This is a genomic window from Prosthecobacter sp. (assembly GCF_044227185.1).
Taxonomy (GTDB): domain Bacteria; phylum Verrucomicrobiota; class Verrucomicrobiia; order Verrucomicrobiales; family Verrucomicrobiaceae; genus Prosthecobacter.
In genome coordinates, this window is record NZ_JBGAFO010000016.1 from 14,240 (window position 1) to 30,974 (window position 16,735).

At 62.8% G+C, this 16,735-nt stretch carries 14 protein-coding genes; all 14 read right to left on the reverse strand.

What is annotated here, in order from left to right; all coding sequences use genetic code 11:
* Nucleotides 1–2: 2 nt before the first annotated feature.
* A complete protein-coding gene (locus ACILSQ_RS27975) occupies nt 3–863 on the reverse strand; it encodes an FkbM family methyltransferase (protein ID WP_395746994.1) in 861 nt (286 codons plus the stop codon).
* A 26-nt stretch (nt 864–889) separates the two neighbouring features.
* Nucleotides 890–2,014, reverse strand: a complete 1,125-nt coding sequence (locus ACILSQ_RS27980; protein WP_395746995.1) for a polyprenol monophosphomannose synthase — start codon at nt 2,012–2,014, stop codon at nt 890–892.
* Nucleotides 2,011–3,282 carry a hypothetical protein gene (locus ACILSQ_RS27985; protein ID WP_395746996.1) on the reverse strand — a complete coding sequence of 424 codons (1,272 nt, stop codon included), beginning with the start codon at nt 3,280–3,282 and terminating at the stop codon, nt 2,011–2,013. The genes ACILSQ_RS27980 and ACILSQ_RS27985 overlap by 4 nt, the downstream gene beginning before the upstream one ends.
* Nucleotides 3,279–4,508 carry a glycosyltransferase gene (locus tag ACILSQ_RS27990; protein ID WP_395746997.1) on the reverse strand — a complete coding sequence of 410 codons (1,230 nt, stop codon included), beginning with the start codon at nt 4,506–4,508 and terminating at the stop codon, nt 3,279–3,281. Before ACILSQ_RS27990 ends, ACILSQ_RS27985 begins: the two co-directional genes overlap by 4 nt.
* A gap of 27 nt (nt 4,509–4,535) precedes the next feature.
* Nucleotides 4,536–6,323 (reverse strand): asparagine synthase (glutamine-hydrolyzing), encoded by a 1,788-nt coding sequence (asnB, locus tag ACILSQ_RS27995; protein WP_395746998.1) that lies wholly within the window; start codon nt 6,321–6,323, stop codon nt 4,536–4,538.
* A 34-nt stretch (nt 6,324–6,357) separates the two neighbouring features.
* Nucleotides 6,358–7,437, reverse strand: a complete 1,080-nt coding sequence (locus ACILSQ_RS28000; protein WP_395746999.1) for a glycosyltransferase — start codon at nt 7,435–7,437, stop codon at nt 6,358–6,360.
* A 31-nt stretch (nt 7,438–7,468) separates the two neighbouring features.
* Nucleotides 7,469–8,317: a glycosyltransferase family 2 protein gene (locus tag ACILSQ_RS28005; RefSeq protein WP_395747000.1), complete on the reverse strand. Its 849-nt coding sequence runs from the start codon at nt 8,315–8,317 to the stop codon at nt 7,469–7,471.
* Nucleotides 8,318–8,350: 33 nt separating this feature from the next.
* Nucleotides 8,351–9,559: a glycosyltransferase family 4 protein gene (locus ACILSQ_RS28010; RefSeq protein ID WP_395747001.1), complete on the reverse strand. Its 1,209-nt coding sequence runs from the start codon at nt 9,557–9,559 to the stop codon at nt 8,351–8,353.
* Nucleotides 9,560–9,571: 12 nt separating this feature from the next.
* Nucleotides 9,572–10,258, reverse strand: coding sequence for a hypothetical protein (locus ACILSQ_RS28015; protein ID WP_395747002.1), 687 nt, complete (start codon nt 10,256–10,258; stop codon nt 9,572–9,574).
* Nucleotides 10,259–10,305: 47 nt separating this feature from the next.
* Nucleotides 10,306–12,504, reverse strand: a complete 2,199-nt coding sequence (locus ACILSQ_RS28020; RefSeq protein ID WP_395747003.1) for a glycosyltransferase — start codon at nt 12,502–12,504, stop codon at nt 10,306–10,308.
* Between the two features lie 22 nt (nt 12,505–12,526).
* Nucleotides 12,527–13,096, reverse strand: coding sequence for a class I SAM-dependent methyltransferase (locus tag ACILSQ_RS28025; RefSeq protein WP_395747004.1), 570 nt, complete (start codon nt 13,094–13,096; stop codon nt 12,527–12,529).
* A gap of 133 nt (nt 13,097–13,229) precedes the next feature.
* Nucleotides 13,230–14,339 carry a glycosyltransferase family 4 protein gene (locus ACILSQ_RS28030; protein WP_395747005.1) on the reverse strand — a complete coding sequence of 370 codons (1,110 nt, stop codon included), beginning with the start codon at nt 14,337–14,339 and terminating at the stop codon, nt 13,230–13,232.
* A gap of 38 nt (nt 14,340–14,377) precedes the next feature.
* Complete coding sequence (locus tag ACILSQ_RS28035) at nt 14,378–15,505, reverse strand: glycosyltransferase family 4 protein (RefSeq protein WP_395747006.1); 1,128 nt, start codon at nt 15,503–15,505, stop codon at nt 14,378–14,380.
* 18 nt (nt 15,506–15,523) lie between these two features.
* Nucleotides 15,524–16,681, reverse strand: coding sequence for an acyltransferase family protein (locus ACILSQ_RS28040; protein ID WP_395747007.1), 1,158 nt, complete (start codon nt 16,679–16,681; stop codon nt 15,524–15,526).
* Nucleotides 16,682–16,735: the final 54 nt, after the last annotated feature.

The following is a 16,735-nucleotide window of genomic DNA, read 5'->3' on the forward strand; positions in this document are numbered from 1 at the left end:
AGTCAGAGTTTCTCCAAGGCCGTCCCCTTGGCGGCGACGATGTTGGCGTACTGGCGGTCTGGCAGGTTGGCGATCAGCGCATCAAATGCCGGTTCTGCCAGCGTGGCGAGGTGCCCGTCTTTTAACGTAAAAAGGCGGAAGCCTAGCGCCACTAGGTTGTCCAGATACGCACGGGGTGAAGCGCCGCCCGCAGCCCTCATGCCCTGCGGCCAGAATTCAGACATCATCATCACGTTTGGGGAGCGCCGCAACGTCTCCTGCGCCCCTGTCAGCACCAGCGGCTCGCAGCCCTGCACGTCGATCTTGATAAAATGGATTTCGTGTACGCCCATTTCGCCCAGCACACTGTCCAGGCAGCGCGTCTGGATCTGCAGGCTGTCGCTGGAAAGGTCGGAGGCGTAGAGGCGGTTGTCCCCCTTGTTGTCCTTGTTGAGGTGCAGCTCCGCCTGCCCGTCGCGGTCAGACAGGGCCAGCGGGTAGATCTGGCTGGCGGCGCCGCCGGCGTTTGCGGCCACGGTTTTTTCCAGAAAGGCGCGACTGTGCGGATTGGGCTCAAAGCTGATCACCCTGCCGTCTGGCGCGGCCAGGCGCAGGGCCATCGCGGTATAGATGCCCACATTGGCACCCACATCCACCACCACCATGCCAGGCCTGCAGTGGTCCTGGAAAAAGCGCAGCTCGTCCTTCTCATACACGCCCAGCGCCGACGCGCCGGACACCACGGGGTCATCCGGGTCCAGGCAGACCACTGCCTGCCCGATCTTGATGCGCTCCGGCAGCATCCACAGCAGGACGCGGTTGGCCAGCTTCTTCAGCGGTCGGGGCTTGAGCAGGACGGTATAGACAAACTCCGGGAAATTCATGAGGTCGGATGCAGATGGAAGGGGGATCAGTTTTTGACGCCGCGCACGGCGGCCTTGAGCACGCGCACATCGTGGCGCAGCTCCTTGCGCAGCATGTAACGGCAGATGGCGGTGATCAAAATGACGAGGGAGAACACTTTGACCGGCGTGGGCGCGCGGAGTTCATTTTCCAGCAGCACCACCGCACCGAAGCTGACGAGCAGTTCCGCCGCGATCATGGCCAGAAAGCCCAGCCACGGGCTGCGGACCTCCTCAGCCGCTCCTTCCGCGCTGAGATAGCGCCAGTGCAGCATCGCATGCACCCCATCACTGCACATCAGGGCGGCCGGCACCGCCAGCAGCAGCGGCCAGCGCAGCACGTTGCTCAGCCCGAGAAAGACCGGCAGCGCCACCAGCCATGTGAGTAGCCACGTCACGCAAAACTTCACTATCGGGGAGAGCCGCGGAAAGCGGAAATCGTAGAGGCGGCTCAGGTGCTCCAGATAGCGGAACTGCTCGCGCAGCGAAAGCTTGGACTCTCCCTTGACCCGCAGGCCAAAGTGGATGGGCACTTCGCTCACGCGCATGGCGGCGTTTTTGGCCAGGAACTCCAGGCCGATTTTGTAACCCAGCGGGGCGAGCCCGCGTGTCCCCTCCCATGCCATTCGTGTGAGGCCAAAGAACCCGCTCATGGGATCCCGCACACCCCGGCAAAGCGGCGCGGCCAGCAGCCGTGCGCCCCACGAATTGATGCGGCGCAACTGTCCCCAGGACACATCGGTGGATGCACCTGCCACATGGCGCGAGCCGATCACAAAATCCACGCAGCCGGACTTCAGTGGCTCCAGCAGCGCAGGCAGGCTTTCCGGCGGATGCTGAAAATCCGCATCCATCACGATGGCCATGTGCCCGCGCGCTTCCGCAAGGCCCTTGAGCACCGCGCCGCTGAGGCCGTTTTCTTTTTTCCGGCTGATCAGCCGCACTGGCAGCGCCGCCTCCATCTGCCGCACCGCCTCCGCCGTGCCGTCCGTGCTCATGTCATCGACCACGAGGATTTCGATATCGTGTTCCTTCAGCGCCTCGGTGATCGCGGGCACCAGGCGCGGGATGTTCAGCACCTCATTGAGAGTGGGAACGATGATGGAAATTTCCGGAGAAGAACTGGGGATCATGAGCGTGCACCTTCCGGGGATGAAAGTTCAGCCGCACTCTGCCGCCAGAGCCAGGCAATGCCCAGGCAGTAGAAGGTCAGTAGTGCGAAGTCTAGCAGCGCCAGAAGCAAGAAGGCCCAGACGGGGCTGCCATGCTGGATGCCATGCCAGAGATTGGAAAGCTCCTGATTGGCCAGCAGGCGGAACCACACGCTGGGCTCGCAGGCCGCCAGCGCGCAGCCGGCGGTGAAGAGGGTGCGCACCGCATTCTTTGGGGCGGCGGCGGCCAGCAGGCAGAGGGGAAAGAGCGCCATCTCCAGATAAGAGGCATACGATTTCTTGCTGATGAGCAGCGTCACCAGGGTAAGCAACGGCAGAAAGATCAGCACCTGGCGCGGCGTCCGCACGCGGCGCTGCCACATGGCGGTGAGAAACAGGCCGCTGAGCAGCAGCAGCCCTGCCAGATTGGCCAGAGAGCGCAGTCCAGGCTCGGAGAAGTCCAGGCCGGTGATACCAAGGAGAAATGGCAGATTGCCCGAGGAGCCATGCTGCGCGTGAAAGCTCATGAGCTTGGTCATGTCCGCCCCCTGCCACCAGTACCAACCGTAGGCCGGGATCAGCAGGCCAAAGAAGCCCAGCCCAAAAACCCAGCGGCGCTTTGAAGCCCAGCAGAAGGGCGGCACAAAGAGCATGGAGAGCATCTTCACCGCCAGGATGGTGAATGCCAGCATCATCCCGCACAGCAGACTGCGGTGCCGCATGAGCAGAAGCATCGCCCCGGCCAGCAACGGCGCGTACCAGATGTGGTTCTGCCCGGTGATGGGCACATTGATCAGGCTTAGCGGGCAGCACGTGTAGAGCAGCAGAGCGGCATCGCTCTGCCCGCGGGTGAAGAGCCGGTCTCCCACCCGCAGCCACAGCGGCACGGAGACGATCTCCAGCACCAGCGCAAAGAACATCAGCGTCACTGGTGTGTCCGCCACCCTCAGCAGCCACGCGCAGATGTTGGAAAACCACGGCCCGTAAACCGGCATGAAATCGCGCAGCGGCAGCAACCCGTCCAGCACCGCCCTGCCTTCGCCGTAATACCAGTTGATGTCTGACTGGGGTGTCGTCTTCAGCACAAAAAACAGCAGGCCAAAAATGCCCAGCCGGCTGGCGATGAAGACAAGCAGGCATCTTGGACGAAAGACGGCGGCGCCCACCCATGCATCCAGCCTCAGAGGCCTCCACAGGCACACCAGCAGGGTGCAAAGCATGGCAATGATGAATTTAACCGTGAGAATCATGAGACTTCTTTTTTACCGGACTGTGCCACATCGGCGGAATCTGTGGCGGCGCTGCGGCGTTCCAGAATCCGCGCATACAACTGTTTTAACGCCCGGCCAGCGGCCTCCGCCGAGTACTGCCCGCGGGCAAGCTGTGCGGCGGCAGCGCCAAGGCGCTGCCGTTCCGGTGCTGAGCCGAGCAAACCGCCCAGCGCCGCAGCGAGCGCCGGCGGCTCCGGCGCGCACAGCAGCACGGCGTTCTGCGGCGCAGCCTCCGTGGCCAGCGCCACCCCCGGGGTGCTGATGCACGGGAGCCCGGCACCCATGGCCTCCAGCAGGGCGATGCCGAAGTTTTCCGAGTGCGAGGGCAGCACATAGACGCTGGCGGCGGCCAGCAGCGAAAGCTTCAACATGCCCTCCACGTGGCCGGTCCACAGCACGCGCCGCGCCACGCCCAGAGCCTCCGCGCGGGCCTGCAGTCCGGCAAGATACGCGGGAGTTCCGCCACCTGCGACCACCAGAAGCGGCGCGGGCTCTGCCGCTGCCAGCAGCGCAAAGGCCTCCAGCAGCAGCTCCACATTCTTCTTGGGATCAAGCCGGGAGAGAAAGAGAATGACCGGCCTGCCCGCGGCGGCTGGAAACTGGGAGGTGAAAAGATCCGGCGCTGGCAGGGACTGCAGCGCCGTGAGATCCATGCCCAGCGGAATTACCACGTCAGGTGCCCGAATGCGCAGCCGCGCGGCCTCATCCGCCTCCTGCTGGCTGGTGTAATGAATGGCGGCGGCGTGATCCAGCAGCGGCTTGTCCAGCAGGCGGAAGGACAGCGCCTTGAGCCACCACCGCCGGTTGTTCATGCCCCAGTTGTTCAAGACACCCAGCGGGCGCACGACATAGGGCACACCGCGGAGCCGGCAGGCCCATGCGGCCGCAAGCGTGGCGAAGGAAAATACCGCATGCACGTGCACCACGTCATATTCCTTCACCTGCCGGAACAGCCACAACAGCAGGCCGGGGGAGATTTTGTAAAACTCCGTGAGCTTGCGGAAATAAAACACGCGGAAGCCCTCTCTCTGCTGCGCCCCCCCCTGTGGCACCTCGCGCAGTCGCCGGCCGGGTCCGTCGTCATCCGTTGTGGCCACGTCCACGCGCACGCCCTCCTCCGCCAGCGCACGCGCCATCATCGGCAGCGCCTTGCTGGGCCCGCCATGGGCGACGGAGAGGGAGGGGATGACGTGAAGGACACTCAAGGGACGGAAAGGAAAAAAGGAGCTCATTCAGACACGTTCCAACCAGCGCTCCAGCATAAAAACGCTCCAGAGCTGATACCAACTGGGCGTGGCCACGGGCAGGCGTGCGGCCACCTCCTGAAACGCCCCGCCCCATTCCGAGGCCAGCCATTTTTCATAGGGAAAGAGAAAGCCGCGCTTGGGTGCCTGGGATATCCACCTGGGAATCTCCGGAACCGCATCCACCAGCAGCCGCTTGCCGGGCTGCAGGCGCAGTGCTGCCGGGATGCGGGCGACCGCCTCAAACAGACACCGGTCCACCAGCGGCACACGCAGTTCCAGGCCGTGCGCCATGCTCATCACATCACTGTCTTTGAGCAGTTGGTTGCGCATGTAGAGGCCTAGTTCCAGCGCGCTGATCTGGTCGCGCTCATCCGCGGAGGAGATCTCCACATCGTCCGGCTTCGGGCCGGTCTCCACCGCGCCGCCGGTGTAGCGGGCGGCTAGCGCGCAGGCTTCAGGCGCGGTGAAAACACCCCGGAAAGCACGCCAGGCGCGAGTCATGGACGGGGGGTGACGCAGCAAACCTGCGGCACGGCGCCAGGGCGCGCGCGGCAGCCAGCGCTCCAACAGCGCTCCGCACAGCGGCATGCCGGGGACCGGATGCAGCCGCCGCACCAGTCGCGCCAGACGTGGCACGCGCTGAAAGCTCGGGTAGCCGCCGAAAAGCTCATCACCCCCAAGGCCGGAAAGCACGACTTTCATGCCCTGGGCTCGGGCAAATGCGGCAACAGTGAAGGTGTTGAAGCCATCAATGCTGGGCTGGTCAACGCTGGCGAGAAACGCTGGAAAGCTGGCGCTCATGGCTGCAGCATCCAGGCGCAGCTCATGGTGCCGCGTGCCAAAATGCGCCGCTGTGCGCGCTGCCGCGCTGCTTTCATCCAGCCCCGCATCATCCACGCCGATGGAAAACGTCTCCAGATCCCGCTGCCCCGCTGCAATCGACAGCGCGAGCACGGCCGTCGAGTCGATGCCACCGCTGAGAAAGACGCCCACGGGCACATCGCTGACGAAATGATGCCGCACACTGTCCAGCAGCGCGTCGCGCGTGAGGCTGACCGCCGCCTCCGCTCCCATGTCTGCCGCATCAAAGCGGAAACGCCAGAAGGGGCGCATTTCCGTATGCCCCCCCGCCCAGGTAAGCGTGTGGCCGGCAGGCAGGCTGCGCACATTTTTGAGTAGTGTCTGCGGCTCGGCCACGCTGCCGCTTTCAAAATAGCGCCTCAGGGCGCCGCCATCCAGCTCGTGTCCAGTCAGCCCGGCCTTCTGCAGCGCTCTCACTTCGGAGGCAAACGCCAGCATGCACTCCTGCTGCACGTAGTAAAGCGGCTTGATGCCCAGGGGGTCGCGCGCCAGGAAGGCTCGCTGCTCCTGCGCATCCCACACCGCCAGGGCAAACATGCCGCGCAGCCGCTCCACCATGGCCGAGCCATCGCGCTCATAGAGCCGCAGCAGCACTTCCGTGTCTGTCCGGGTTTGAAAGACCACCCCGCCGCGCTCCAGCTCCGCGCGCAGCTCCATGAAGTTGTAGATCTCTCCATTGAAGACAATGCAGTGGCGCCCGTCCGCAGTGAGCATGGGCTGGTGCCCGGCTGGTGTGAGATCCAGGATCGCCAGCCGGGTGTGGGCCAAGCGCACCCGTTTGCACTTGGAATGCCACAGCCCGGCGTCATCTGGGCCGCGCCGCCGCAGCGCCTCCTGCATTTTTGCCAGCGCTTCGTCCAGCCGGGCCTCCCCGGCCTGCCGGTGGGTGAGAATGCCTGCGATGCCACACATGGTATCAAATAAGATGAAATGCTCCCTGGAAAAATCACCACCCGGAGGCCGCGCTGACTGCGGCGCGGATGAATCCCGCCGCTCCTTTGTCCAAGCCATGTCCCGCCACCGTCGCTCGGGCGGCGGCGGACATCTCCGCCCAGCGCGCTGGTTCGAGCGAAACCGCCTCCCTCATGGCCTGATGCACGGCCTCCTCATCGTTCGCCTGGATCAGCCAGCCGTTTTTGCCAGGACGCAAAAAATCCACCGCGGCGCCGGTCTGCTCCGTGCTGATCACCGGCAGCCCGGCCGCCAGTCCCTCCGGCACCACCAGCCCCCAGCCATCGTAGCGGGAGGGCACACAAATCACGTTCGCACTGGCATACTCGTCCGGCAGCGCGGCCCAGTCCTTGAACCCGGTGAACTCTACCTGCGCCATGCAGAACCGCAGAATACGGCGCAGCTTTTTTTCCAAAGGCCCGCTGCCCATGATGCGCAGCCGCGCCTGCGGATGCGCGGCGGCGAGTCGCCGGAAGGCCCGTGCCACCAGGTCCACTCCCTTGCGGCGGATCAGCGCGCCGGAATAGAGAAAGGTGAAGACGCCCCCCGCGCGCGGCGGGCTCACTGGCAGCGCCTGAAAGCGCGAAAGATCAGAGTAATAGGGCAGGTTGACGTAATCGCGAAAGGCCCCGAACTCCTCGCGGTAGGCATTCACCGCCATGGTCCCGATGCCCCAGATTGCCGCGCGCCGGGCGTGCAACGGCGCCAGCATCCACAGGCGGCGCAGCCTGCCAAGCTGCATGTGGTAGAACCCCGGCCGTTCTCCCCAGAAGCACCAGGCCGTGTCTAGCGCCGCACGCCGGCGGATCAGTTCCAGCGCATGGCGGTCATCGTAGAAATTGAACACCGCCAGCTCCGCCGCATCCACCAGCGCGCGCGCCTTCGTCATGCCATCCACATCCCGCTCCAGCATGACGGAGCGGTGCAGTGTTTTGCGCAGGGACCACTCCCGGCCCGCACTGCGCTGGTGCAGATAAATCACATTCAACTGTCCGGGCGCCAGCTCTTCCACCGCATTGAACAATTCAATCTGGTAGGGGGAGGTAAAATCCGTCACCACCACAGTTTTGGGCATGTCACTCATATGTCATAAAATGGGGACACGCTCAGGCCGGGAGGCGGCGACGAAGTAGAATGTACGATACGATGGCGCGCCACGGCAGGACCTGACGGCTGGCACGATGTGCGGAGACGAGACCCGGCAGACTGCGCAGCCCCTCCGTGATGCCACGCCAGCCGCCCTGCCGCAACAGTTCCATGGCTTTGCGCAGGCACTGCAGCGCCCCTAGGGGCCACAGCACCAGCGGGTAGCGCAGGTACACAAGCAACAGGCTGTTCGCCATCATCGCCGCGGCCACCTGGGGGCTGAGCCGGTGCCTAAGATCGAGCTCATGCACCACGCGCAAGCCCGGATCAAACACGATGCATCCGCCCTGCGCGTGCAGGCGCAACGCCAGGTCCACTTCCTCCATGCCATAGGCGAGCGGCAGCGGCACGTAGCCGCTGGTTGCCAGAAAAGCCGCACGGCGGTACACGCAGCCGCAACCTACAAAGCTGGCCACCCGCGTGGCCTGCTTTGGCGCGGCCGTCGGCGCGCCGGTTCCATCCAGGATCACCGCTGCCATCACCGCTGCCTGCGGGTGCGCAGCCGCGGCCGCCAGCACCCGCTGGAAGAAATCACCGTCCGCCGGGTAGGAGTCATCATCAAAGCTGGCCACCAGCTCCTGCTGCGCCTCCTGCAGCAGCCGGTTGCGTCCGCCGCCAGGGCCAATGCGCGTGGCAGAGACCACGACGTGCACCGTGGGAAATCGCGCACGGATCTCCTCAGCCAGGGCCGTACCACCGTTGTCCACATGCACGCGCACCTCCGCCGGCGGCGGGCGGCAGCCCAGCAGACGCCCGATGGTCTTCAGCGTGATCTCAGGCCGTCCGCAGGCGGTCAGCACTGCAGACACGGGACATGGGAAGCAATCCGGAGTCATGAAAAATCAGTCTGGGAGATGCCGCAGCAATCCGGCGCGAAAAGAGGTCCACGAAAAGCGCTCTGCGGTGGCGCGCGCCGCCGCACGGATGGCGGCATTTCCGGGCAGCACCTGCGCCAGATCCTCCAGCCGGGCCGCGAGCGCCTCCACATCGGCCACAGGCGTGAGGAAAACGCCCCCGGCCTCCGTGCCGAGGTCGGGCAGGCAGGTGTTTGCCGTGCCCAGTACTGGGCACCCCTGCGCCAGCGCCTCCAGATAAACCTGGCCAAAGCCTTCCACGAGAGAAGGCATCACAAACAAAGTGCTGGCGGCATACAGCCTCTGCAGTTCCACGCCCCCGGCCCCGCGTACGATCTGCACGCCGGGAACGCCGGCGGCCAGGGCCTCGATACCACGATCTACCACACGGCAGACGAGCGTGAGCCCCGCTCCCGCCGGCAGCCGCGCACGCGTCCAGGCCTGCAGCAGATGGTGCAGACCTTTGCGCTGCCCACCGGAGCCGACGAACAGAGCCTGAAATCCGCCACCCTGCTGCGGCGCCCCAACCACAAGCTCGGGGACGTCGATGCCGTAGGGAACGATGCGGCAGCGGCCTTCCTCACACCCCTGCTCCATGAGCGAACGGCGCGTGAAGCTGCTCGCGCAGAAGATGAGATCGGCATGCCGCCAGCTCTCGACCTCCCGAGGGGAGGTTTCCACCGCGTGGGTGCCGCCGGAAAAAGACTCGCCAACATCGGGATAAAGCAGCGCATCCTCCTGCAGCAGCCGCCGCTCCAGCACAGCGTGCGGGTGATACTGAAAGAGCACCCTGCGCGGTGTGTGTGCATACCGTGCAGTAAAGGCCTCGTACGCATACGGGCTGTATAAGAACAGATGTGCGTGCGTCTGCCGCGCCCGCGCAGCCGCCGCCAGCGAGAATTGTGCATCGAGTTTGTGATAAGTCTGCACCGGCGCAAAACCCAGTCGATGCCGCAGATGCTCCAGAAACGTGGTGCCCCAGAGGCAGGAGACCTCCGCGTCCGGAATGCCAGGCTCATGGCGGAAGGCCACCTTCTCCTGCACGCGGTGTGGCAGCGTCGCCGCAGCCGCACGCAGCCAGGCGTAGGCCCAGGCGTCCGTGATGAAACGGTCCAGCCTCCCTGCCCCGGCCAGCGCGAGCGGCACCTGGTACGAGTCACGACGGCCGCGAAAGGCGCAGACGTATTTCCCCTCCATCAATCCGGCTTCTTAAATCCCTTCCCCGAGATCAGACACTAGCCACCAGTTTTCCCGATCCCGCACCTCCGCGCCCAGCAAGGGCAGCGGACGCTGATTGATCTGCCGCAGCTTCAGACCCCGCGTGGCAAACAGGGCATGCAGCGGCGCCAGCAGCGACTCTTGGTGCACCTCGATCACAAAGAAGTTCGTCGGGTCCAGCCAGCTCAGCGCTCCCTGCATCACCTCCACCTCCGCGCCTTCGACATCGATCTTCACCAGCGTGCCGCCACGATCTCCCCCGGTGTCGAGAGAATCCAGCGTGACAAAGCCTGGCTTCAGCTCGCTGCCCGCATAACCCTGCACCAGCGAGAAGCGCACGGCGGGGTCGGCATGACGCTCAAAGCCCTCGCGCAATTTCAGCATGTGCTGGTCTTGCACTTCGATGGAAATAATTTCGCCAGTTTTTTTCAAACGTCGGAATGCGGCAGCACAACCAAAGGTAAAGTAACCGTCGTTCGCACCAACATCGATCACGCGATGAACGCAGTGCAGCGCGGTTTCAATCCAGTTGTTCAACTCATGTTCATAGAGGCCCAGCACCTTGCGCAATGAGTGCCGCGGGTTCATTACAGGGTAGGCGCCGCGGAAAGGTCCAAACCAGACGCGCATTGGAACAGGACGGTTCGGAAGAAGACGTTTTAGGATTTCAGCAGACATGCTGTTTCGGATAATAAAGTGCAATCAAGTGAAGAGAAAACAAGGCGTCAGAAAGTTCGTCCCATTGACAGGAGACGTTTTTCCACTTCCTCCAAAATCATGGGGCCATCTTTTTTCAACTGTCGGTGAAGCCAGTAAACTTCAGAATTCACCGGCTGGCGGACCACCCTGCCGGAAAGGCATTGCCCATAGCCTTCGAAGGTCCCCATTAGCATGCGCCAAAAATGCCATGTCCTGAGGCCGGCTTTCACCCCGTTAAGCGTGGTCGCCAGCAAGTGAAGCGGGAGGCAATGCATTGGCACATTCTGCCATGCGAAATAGATATCATTGCGGCGCCCGCAGCGATTTGCCAGCGCCAGATTGCGGCGCGGTGATTCCATGTGGTAGACGGGATCCGCCCTTCCGAGCCGGGTGACATATCCGTTGGCGAGCATTCGCAAGCACAGATCCCCCTCCTCACCCATGTAGAAAAAGTGCTCCCGAAAACCTCCAACGGTAATAAAAACACTGCGACGAAGAGCATGCGACGCCCCCACAAAGGCATGAATGACATGACAGCCGCCGGGCGTTGCATCCCTCTGCATCTCCGTCCAGCCCATACGCGGATTTAGAAAGGGAATACCTACTGCCGCCACACGCGGGTGATCAAACTCGCGCAAGGTTTGCTCAACCACGCGTGGCGAGGAGAACACCGAGTCATCATCAATTGGGAACACGACCTCGGCGCTTGCCATCTGGATGCCTCGATTGCGCTGAAAGCAAGGCCCTCGTCCAGTGCCGAGCGTGTGGCACTGCACCATCGGAAACTCTCGACGTACCATCTCCACCGTTCCGTCCGTCGAACCATCATCCATCACGATCACCTCAACGGGAACAGATTGAGCAAGGGCCGAACGAATGCACTGGCCAAGCAGCTCCCCTCGATTGCGTGTGGGAATGACAATCGAAGCGACTGGAGGTCCTTTGACGACGCATGCATTTTTCGGGGGAAACGCAACCAGGCTGTCAAGCGCTTCTGCAAGCTGTGAGACCCGACGGCTCCAGTTATACTCAGCGCGAAATTGCTTCACCTCAGTCATGTCACGCCGCAGTGCACCTGAAAGAGCGCGGTGCAGCGCCCCTGTGATTTCGCGCACAGATGGCTTCACCAAAACTTCCACCCCCGAACTGCCGTAAAGCAAATGGCGGTCAGAACGGCTTGGGTTTATGCAGATCACCGGCTTGCCTGATGCCAGATATTCAAAGAGTTTCGTACTCAGCAGAAATGTCCCGCCGCGGAATTCGTCCAAAAAACTTACCAGCACGTCTGCCTGCTGCATCTCCCGCAGGGTGGCCGCATGGCTCAGGTAGCCGGGCATCTGCACCCGCTCCAGCAGCAGACCGCGCAGCAGCTCCGCACATTCAGGCACGCGGCCGATAAGGTCCATTTGCGCATCCACTCCCAGCCCCACCAGCCCTGCCAGCGCCCGCGCAAGCACCTGTTGCTCCGGCTCCGGGATCGTTCCTGCCACCAAAACCCGCAGGCGCCCCCCCTGTGCACCAGCCTCTGCGGCAGCGGGAGCGTAGGGCATGCCAGGCGGAAAAGCATTGGTAAGCGTCAGCAGCCGCCCCTGCGCTCCTTTGCGTCGGCGGCTGGCAAAGCGCGCTTGCAGCGGAATGGCGTGAATGACCAGTCGGGCATGACGATAGATGCTAGCCTTAAAACGCTCATGCGCCCACCAGCGCAGCCGCCCTAGCCCTCTTGGTTTAAAGCGGTTGTCCGTCAGGTACGGATCGCGGAAATCCGCCACCCAGGGCAGCCCCGTCTGCGCCGCCAGCCACAGACCGATGTCATGGTTGGAATGCGGCGGACTGCTGGTGAGAATGACGTCCGGCCGGATATCCCGCACGCGCCTGAGAATGTGCTGCCTCTGTTTCCGCCAGAAAAAGATGGCCGAATCCGGCACCAGCAAAGTGGCCAGGCTGCGACAGCGCAAAAACTTCTGCGCCTGAGTGCGGAGCCAGCCGCGCCATCCCCCGTCCCGCCCCGGGAGGCCGGGCACAGGCCTGTCCAGATACTCCAGCTTCACCTCAGGATGCACGGCCTCCGCAAGTTCCGCCACATCACATTCATAGCCGTAGTGGCGGCATAGCACATGCACTGCCCAGCCGTGCTCCGGCAGATGCCTCGCCCAGTTCGTCATGCGGATGGCGCCCACTTTTGGGTCTGGATAAAACGTGGTGCAGATGATCAGCAGGCGGCGCATGGAGAAATCTTCCTGTTACTCATCACCGGACGGCCTCGATGTAGAGCGACTCTGGCGCGCGCTCCGGCGCATCCAGCAGCAGGGTGGCGTCTCCACCCTGCCGAAAGGACTGGCGCACCACCTCGGAGAAGCCAGCCTTCAGAAGAAAGTGGCGGAAGGTGGCAAAATCATAAGCATAGAGATGGTCATAATCCCGGAAACAGCGGTTCACATGCATCATCGGCGTCACGAACTCCTCATTCGGATATGGAAACGCCGTGGCGGGGTCCGCCTGCGCCTGCGCATAGAGGTTTAAATACAGACCGCCGTCCGGCACAATGAGGCGCAGCCTCCCGCCAGGAGCCAGCGTACGGTGAAACTCCCGCAGGATGTGGCCGGTGACCAGTGTGAACGGTAGATGCTCCAGGCAGTGCTCCGTGTAAATGCCGCGCAGGGTGCCGTCTGCAAACGGCAGCCGCCAGTACAAGTCCCACAGCAGATTCACTCCCGGCTGCCAGGTGTAGTCCAGATTTACAAAGCCTTCGCGAGCGCGCTTGCCGCAGCCCACGTTCAAATAAGTGGCGTTGCGGATGTGCGGCGCGCTTGTCTGCATGGGATTGTGACGCCCCAGCCAGGAAAGCGCGCGCAACACTGCACCGCCTGCGGGAGCCATCCAGCGTGAACGCGTGACCAATGTCCGCGCCTCCCATAGCTTTGCTTTCAAATTCATCGTTTCGTGTGGTGAGTCAAACTCGCTGCGGTGTGCTGTTCTTGCGCCGAATGCCCGCCATTCCTGTTCGCGATTGTGCCAGTATCTGCTGGTAAACCTGCTCTGTCTGCCGCGCCACTTTCTCCCACGAAAGCGACTCCGCGCGCTGCCGCGCCCGCACTCCATAGGCGGCGCGTTCATCGGGACGGGATTGCAGGCCTATGATGGCCTCTGCCAGCTCCCTGGCAGCGCCAGGCGCGCACAGCAGCCCCGCCTCCGTCCCGGTGTACTCGGCCACCCCGCCCACATCCTCCGCCACTACTGGCAGGCCGCAGGCCATGGCCTCCAGAATCGCGTTGTTTGCCGTCGCCGCCTCCAGCGTCATCAGCAGGCAGGACGCCTGCTGATAGGCCTCCAGCAGCCCCTGGTCTGAAAGGCCGGTGGCAAACTCCACATTCGGAAGATCTGTAAACAGCTCTTTTTTGCCTGCCGGCGCGATGATGCGCACGGTGATTGCGGGGCAGGCATCGCGCAGGTGCTCGCATACCGTGCGCAGCAGTGGGAAATTGCGCCGGTAATTCCCCACCGAAAGCACGGTAAAGTGGCCCCCCGCTGGCTGCGCGGCCGGCCGGAAAAAGTCGCAGTCCACTCCATGCGGCACCACGTGCAGCCGCTCCGCCGGCACCCCGCGTTCCAGAAAAAACGCACGCTGCACGGCGCTCATGAGAATGAAACCGCCCACATGCCTGAAACGTCCCGCGAACTTCAGTGTGTGCGGCAGCGAATCCGGGCACGAATGAATCGTGGCGCATAAGACAGCCCCGCGTGGCAGCGGCAGCAGGTCCAGATACCCCATGTCCCGGTCTCCCCATAGATAATGCACCACTCCCTCAAAACCCGGAGGCATCTCCCGCCAAGCACCCAGTTCCACCCGCAGAGAACCCTGCCGGTACCAGCGTGTGAATGACAGGCGGCTCAGCAGCCAGACACAGGCGCGCTGCCAGTAGCTTCGCGGCTCCTGCCTGAGCGCGGAGATCAGCCTGGAATGGCGCAGATGCCGTGCTATAACAGAATACCCTGAGACCGCATTTCTCCGCTCATCCGTCGCCGCCAGCAGCAGCGCCTCAGAAGCGCTTTCTGCAGCCATGTTGGAGGGGGGGGCTCCGCCGGAATGGTCGCTGCTCATCATCCGTTTCTGCCCGCTGAGCGGGCGGTGTTTTGCAAAACTGAAAAGACCTCCCTCCAGCGGTCAAGATGCGAGAACCGGCTGATCACCCACTCCCGGCTCTGCCGCCCCAGCTCAGGATGTTCCTGTCGCCAGTTCACCAGTCTGGCGATGGCCGCCGCGAGGGCTGCCGCATCTCCACGGGGCACCAGATGATCTTGGAAGCGGGGGGAAAGCACTTCCGGGATGCCCCCGGTGTGGCTGGCCACCACCGGGATGCCGGAGGCCATCGCTTCAATCAGCACCCGGCCAAAGGCCTCCCGCCAGATCGAGGGAACCACCACCAGGTCGGCTCCGGCAAGTTCTTCCCGAATGTCCGCACAGTGAGGTTTGAAAAAGATGCCGTGGTCCAGAAAACGGCCCGCAAGCCGCTTCAGGTCTTCGAGGTACGCCACCTTGCCGGAAGCATCACGCACATTGCCGATCACGTGCAGCTGAACCTGACGCCCCTGCGCATCAAGCAAGGCGCAGGCCTCGATGAGCGTCTCCACGCCCTTGTCTGGTGACACGCGCCCGAAGAACTTCACGCAGAGAGGCTGCTGCACCCCCGCGCCGCTCGCCCGCTCTCGTGGTGAAAATGCCGCGACATCGATGCCATTGTAAATCACTTGAATCTTTTCCTCCGGGATGCCTGCGGCCACGTAAGTGGCCTTGGTGTCGTGGGAGATGGCGATGAGTCTGGCGCAGTGCATCAGCCCCCAGCGGTACTGGCGGGAAAGATAAGGCGGGCACTCGATGCGCAGATGGCAGACCACCGGAATCCGCGCCAGCAGGCCGAGCGCCGCCACCATGGGCGTGTCGAAGTATTGATTGGCATACAACACATCCCACCTGGCGGAGAACGACTTCACTGCCAGGCGCGCGAGATCCAGAAGGAATGGTGCCCACGGCCGGGCCAGTTGGCGGCTCCTGATGCAAAATGCCTCACGCACAAACTGCCCGTATGCCTCCAGCAGTTCGCCAGGCTGCTGATAGCACAGGCTCACCCGGCCTCCGGCTCCCGCCACAAACTGGAGCACTTCAAACAAACTCCGCTCCTGCCCTCCGGCAAAGGCTGTGGGGGTGTTTTCAAATGCGAGGACTTCCATGGCTAAAGGCACCCGGGATCAGGACCGCCCCACCTCTCCGGCACCGCGCACGTGCAGACGTTTGCGCCATTGCAGCAAAGGTTTCTCCAGTAAAAAATATGACATGCAGGCGGCCACGATGGCCCAGCCGATCCAGGTATTGACAGTGAACGGAGCTTTGCCCTGCCAGCCAAAAAGAGCAGGGTCCGTACAGAACAACTGCTGCCAGATATACAGAGAGTAGGAGAGGATCCCCAGCCAGATGACGGGTCTCCAGTTCAGCCACCGGATGACAAAAAAGTCTGACCGACGCGCGGAGAGCGAGATCAAAGCGGCCATGCCAAGGCCCTGAAACGTCGGTCCCAAAGGAACCGTTAAAATACCGAACCGATGGGTGCTTGAGAGCCACAGCGGCACCAGGATGGCGGCCGCTGCCACCAGGGCCAAATGTATCCGCTGGGCGGAGGCAAGCCTCTCAGAAAGCGCCGGATGGAAATATGCAAGCAGGCATCCGATTGCGAGGCTGTCCTGGTAGTTCAGCAGTGAAAACATCCCAAACAAGACGTTACCTGGAAAGACTTCGAGATAGGTCGCCACACGGCAGAGAGGTGCCAGGAGAATAGGGGCCGCGACCACCAGCCCCACCCTGCCTCCCCATGAAGTCAGCCGCAGGAATATCATGAGGCTTGGCCACAAAAGATAGAACTGTTCTTCGCACGCCAGGCTCCAGGTATGGCCCGTCGGCCAGTTTCCCCGAGCGGTGAAATTTGTCGTGAACGTGAGCAGGTGCACCCATTGAACCGCCGGCTGATCAAACACTGTGAACCACTCCAGAAGAGCGACGACTCCCAGAAAGGCAAAATAGACAGGAAATATCCTCAGGACACGCCGCAAATAGAAGCCCCGCAAATCAATGGCCCCGGTGGCATGAAATTCCCTCAGCAGCAGTGTGGTGATGAGAAACCCGCTGATGATGAAGAAGCAGCGCACCCCGAGATTACCGTCAAAGACCAAGGTGACCGCATCCTTCCATTCTGCCGGAAACCCCGCCACCCGGACCGCATGGCTGCCCAGCACCAGAATGATGCACAAAGCCCGCCATCCATCCAGCGAAGGGATGTAATTCGACCCCACGAATTCGTTCCTTGGCCGTTCAAACATTTTTTCGCGCCTGGCTGCCCAGAATTGCCTAAACATGCTCGCCTGAGCCACCGCCCACATCAGTGCTTTCGAAATAAAATTTCAACGTTT

Coding starts and splice junctions, on each gene's coding strand:
- ACILSQ_RS27975 (WP_395746994.1), bottom strand. CDS start 863: ATGAATTTCCCGGAGTTTGTCTATACCGTCCTGCTCAAGCCCCGACCG.
- ACILSQ_RS27980 (WP_395746995.1), bottom strand. CDS start 2,014: ATGATCCCCAGTTCTTCTCCGGAAATTTCCATCATCGTTCCCACTCTC.
- ACILSQ_RS27985 (WP_395746996.1), bottom strand. CDS start 3,282: ATGATTCTCACGGTTAAATTCATCATTGCCATGCTTTGCACCCTGCTG.
- asnB (WP_395746998.1), bottom strand. CDS start 6,323: ATGTGTGGCATCGCAGGCATTCTCACCCACCGGCAGGCCGGGGAGGCC.
- ACILSQ_RS28000 (WP_395746999.1), bottom strand. CDS start 7,437: ATGCCCAAAACTGTGGTGGTGACGGATTTTACCTCCCCCTACCAGATT.
- ACILSQ_RS28010 (WP_395747001.1), bottom strand. CDS start 9,559: ATGGAGGGGAAATACGTCTGCGCCTTTCGCGGCCGTCGTGACTCGTAC.
- ACILSQ_RS28015 (WP_395747002.1), bottom strand. CDS start 10,258: ATGTCTGCTGAAATCCTAAAACGTCTTCTTCCGAACCGTCCTGTTCCA.
- ACILSQ_RS28020 (WP_395747003.1), bottom strand. CDS start 12,504: ATGCGCCGCCTGCTGATCATCTGCACCACGTTTTATCCAGACCCAAAA.
- ACILSQ_RS28025 (WP_395747004.1), bottom strand. CDS start 13,096: ATGCAGACAAGCGCGCCGCACATCCGCAACGCCACTTATTTGAACGTG.
- ACILSQ_RS28030 (WP_395747005.1), bottom strand. CDS start 14,339: ATGGCTGCAGAAAGCGCTTCTGAGGCGCTGCTGCTGGCGGCGACGGAT.
- ACILSQ_RS28035 (WP_395747006.1), bottom strand. CDS start 15,505: ATGGAAGTCCTCGCATTTGAAAACACCCCCACAGCCTTTGCCGGAGGG.
- ACILSQ_RS28040 (WP_395747007.1), bottom strand. CDS start 16,681: ATGTTTAGGCAATTCTGGGCAGCCAGGCGCGAAAAAATGTTTGAACGG.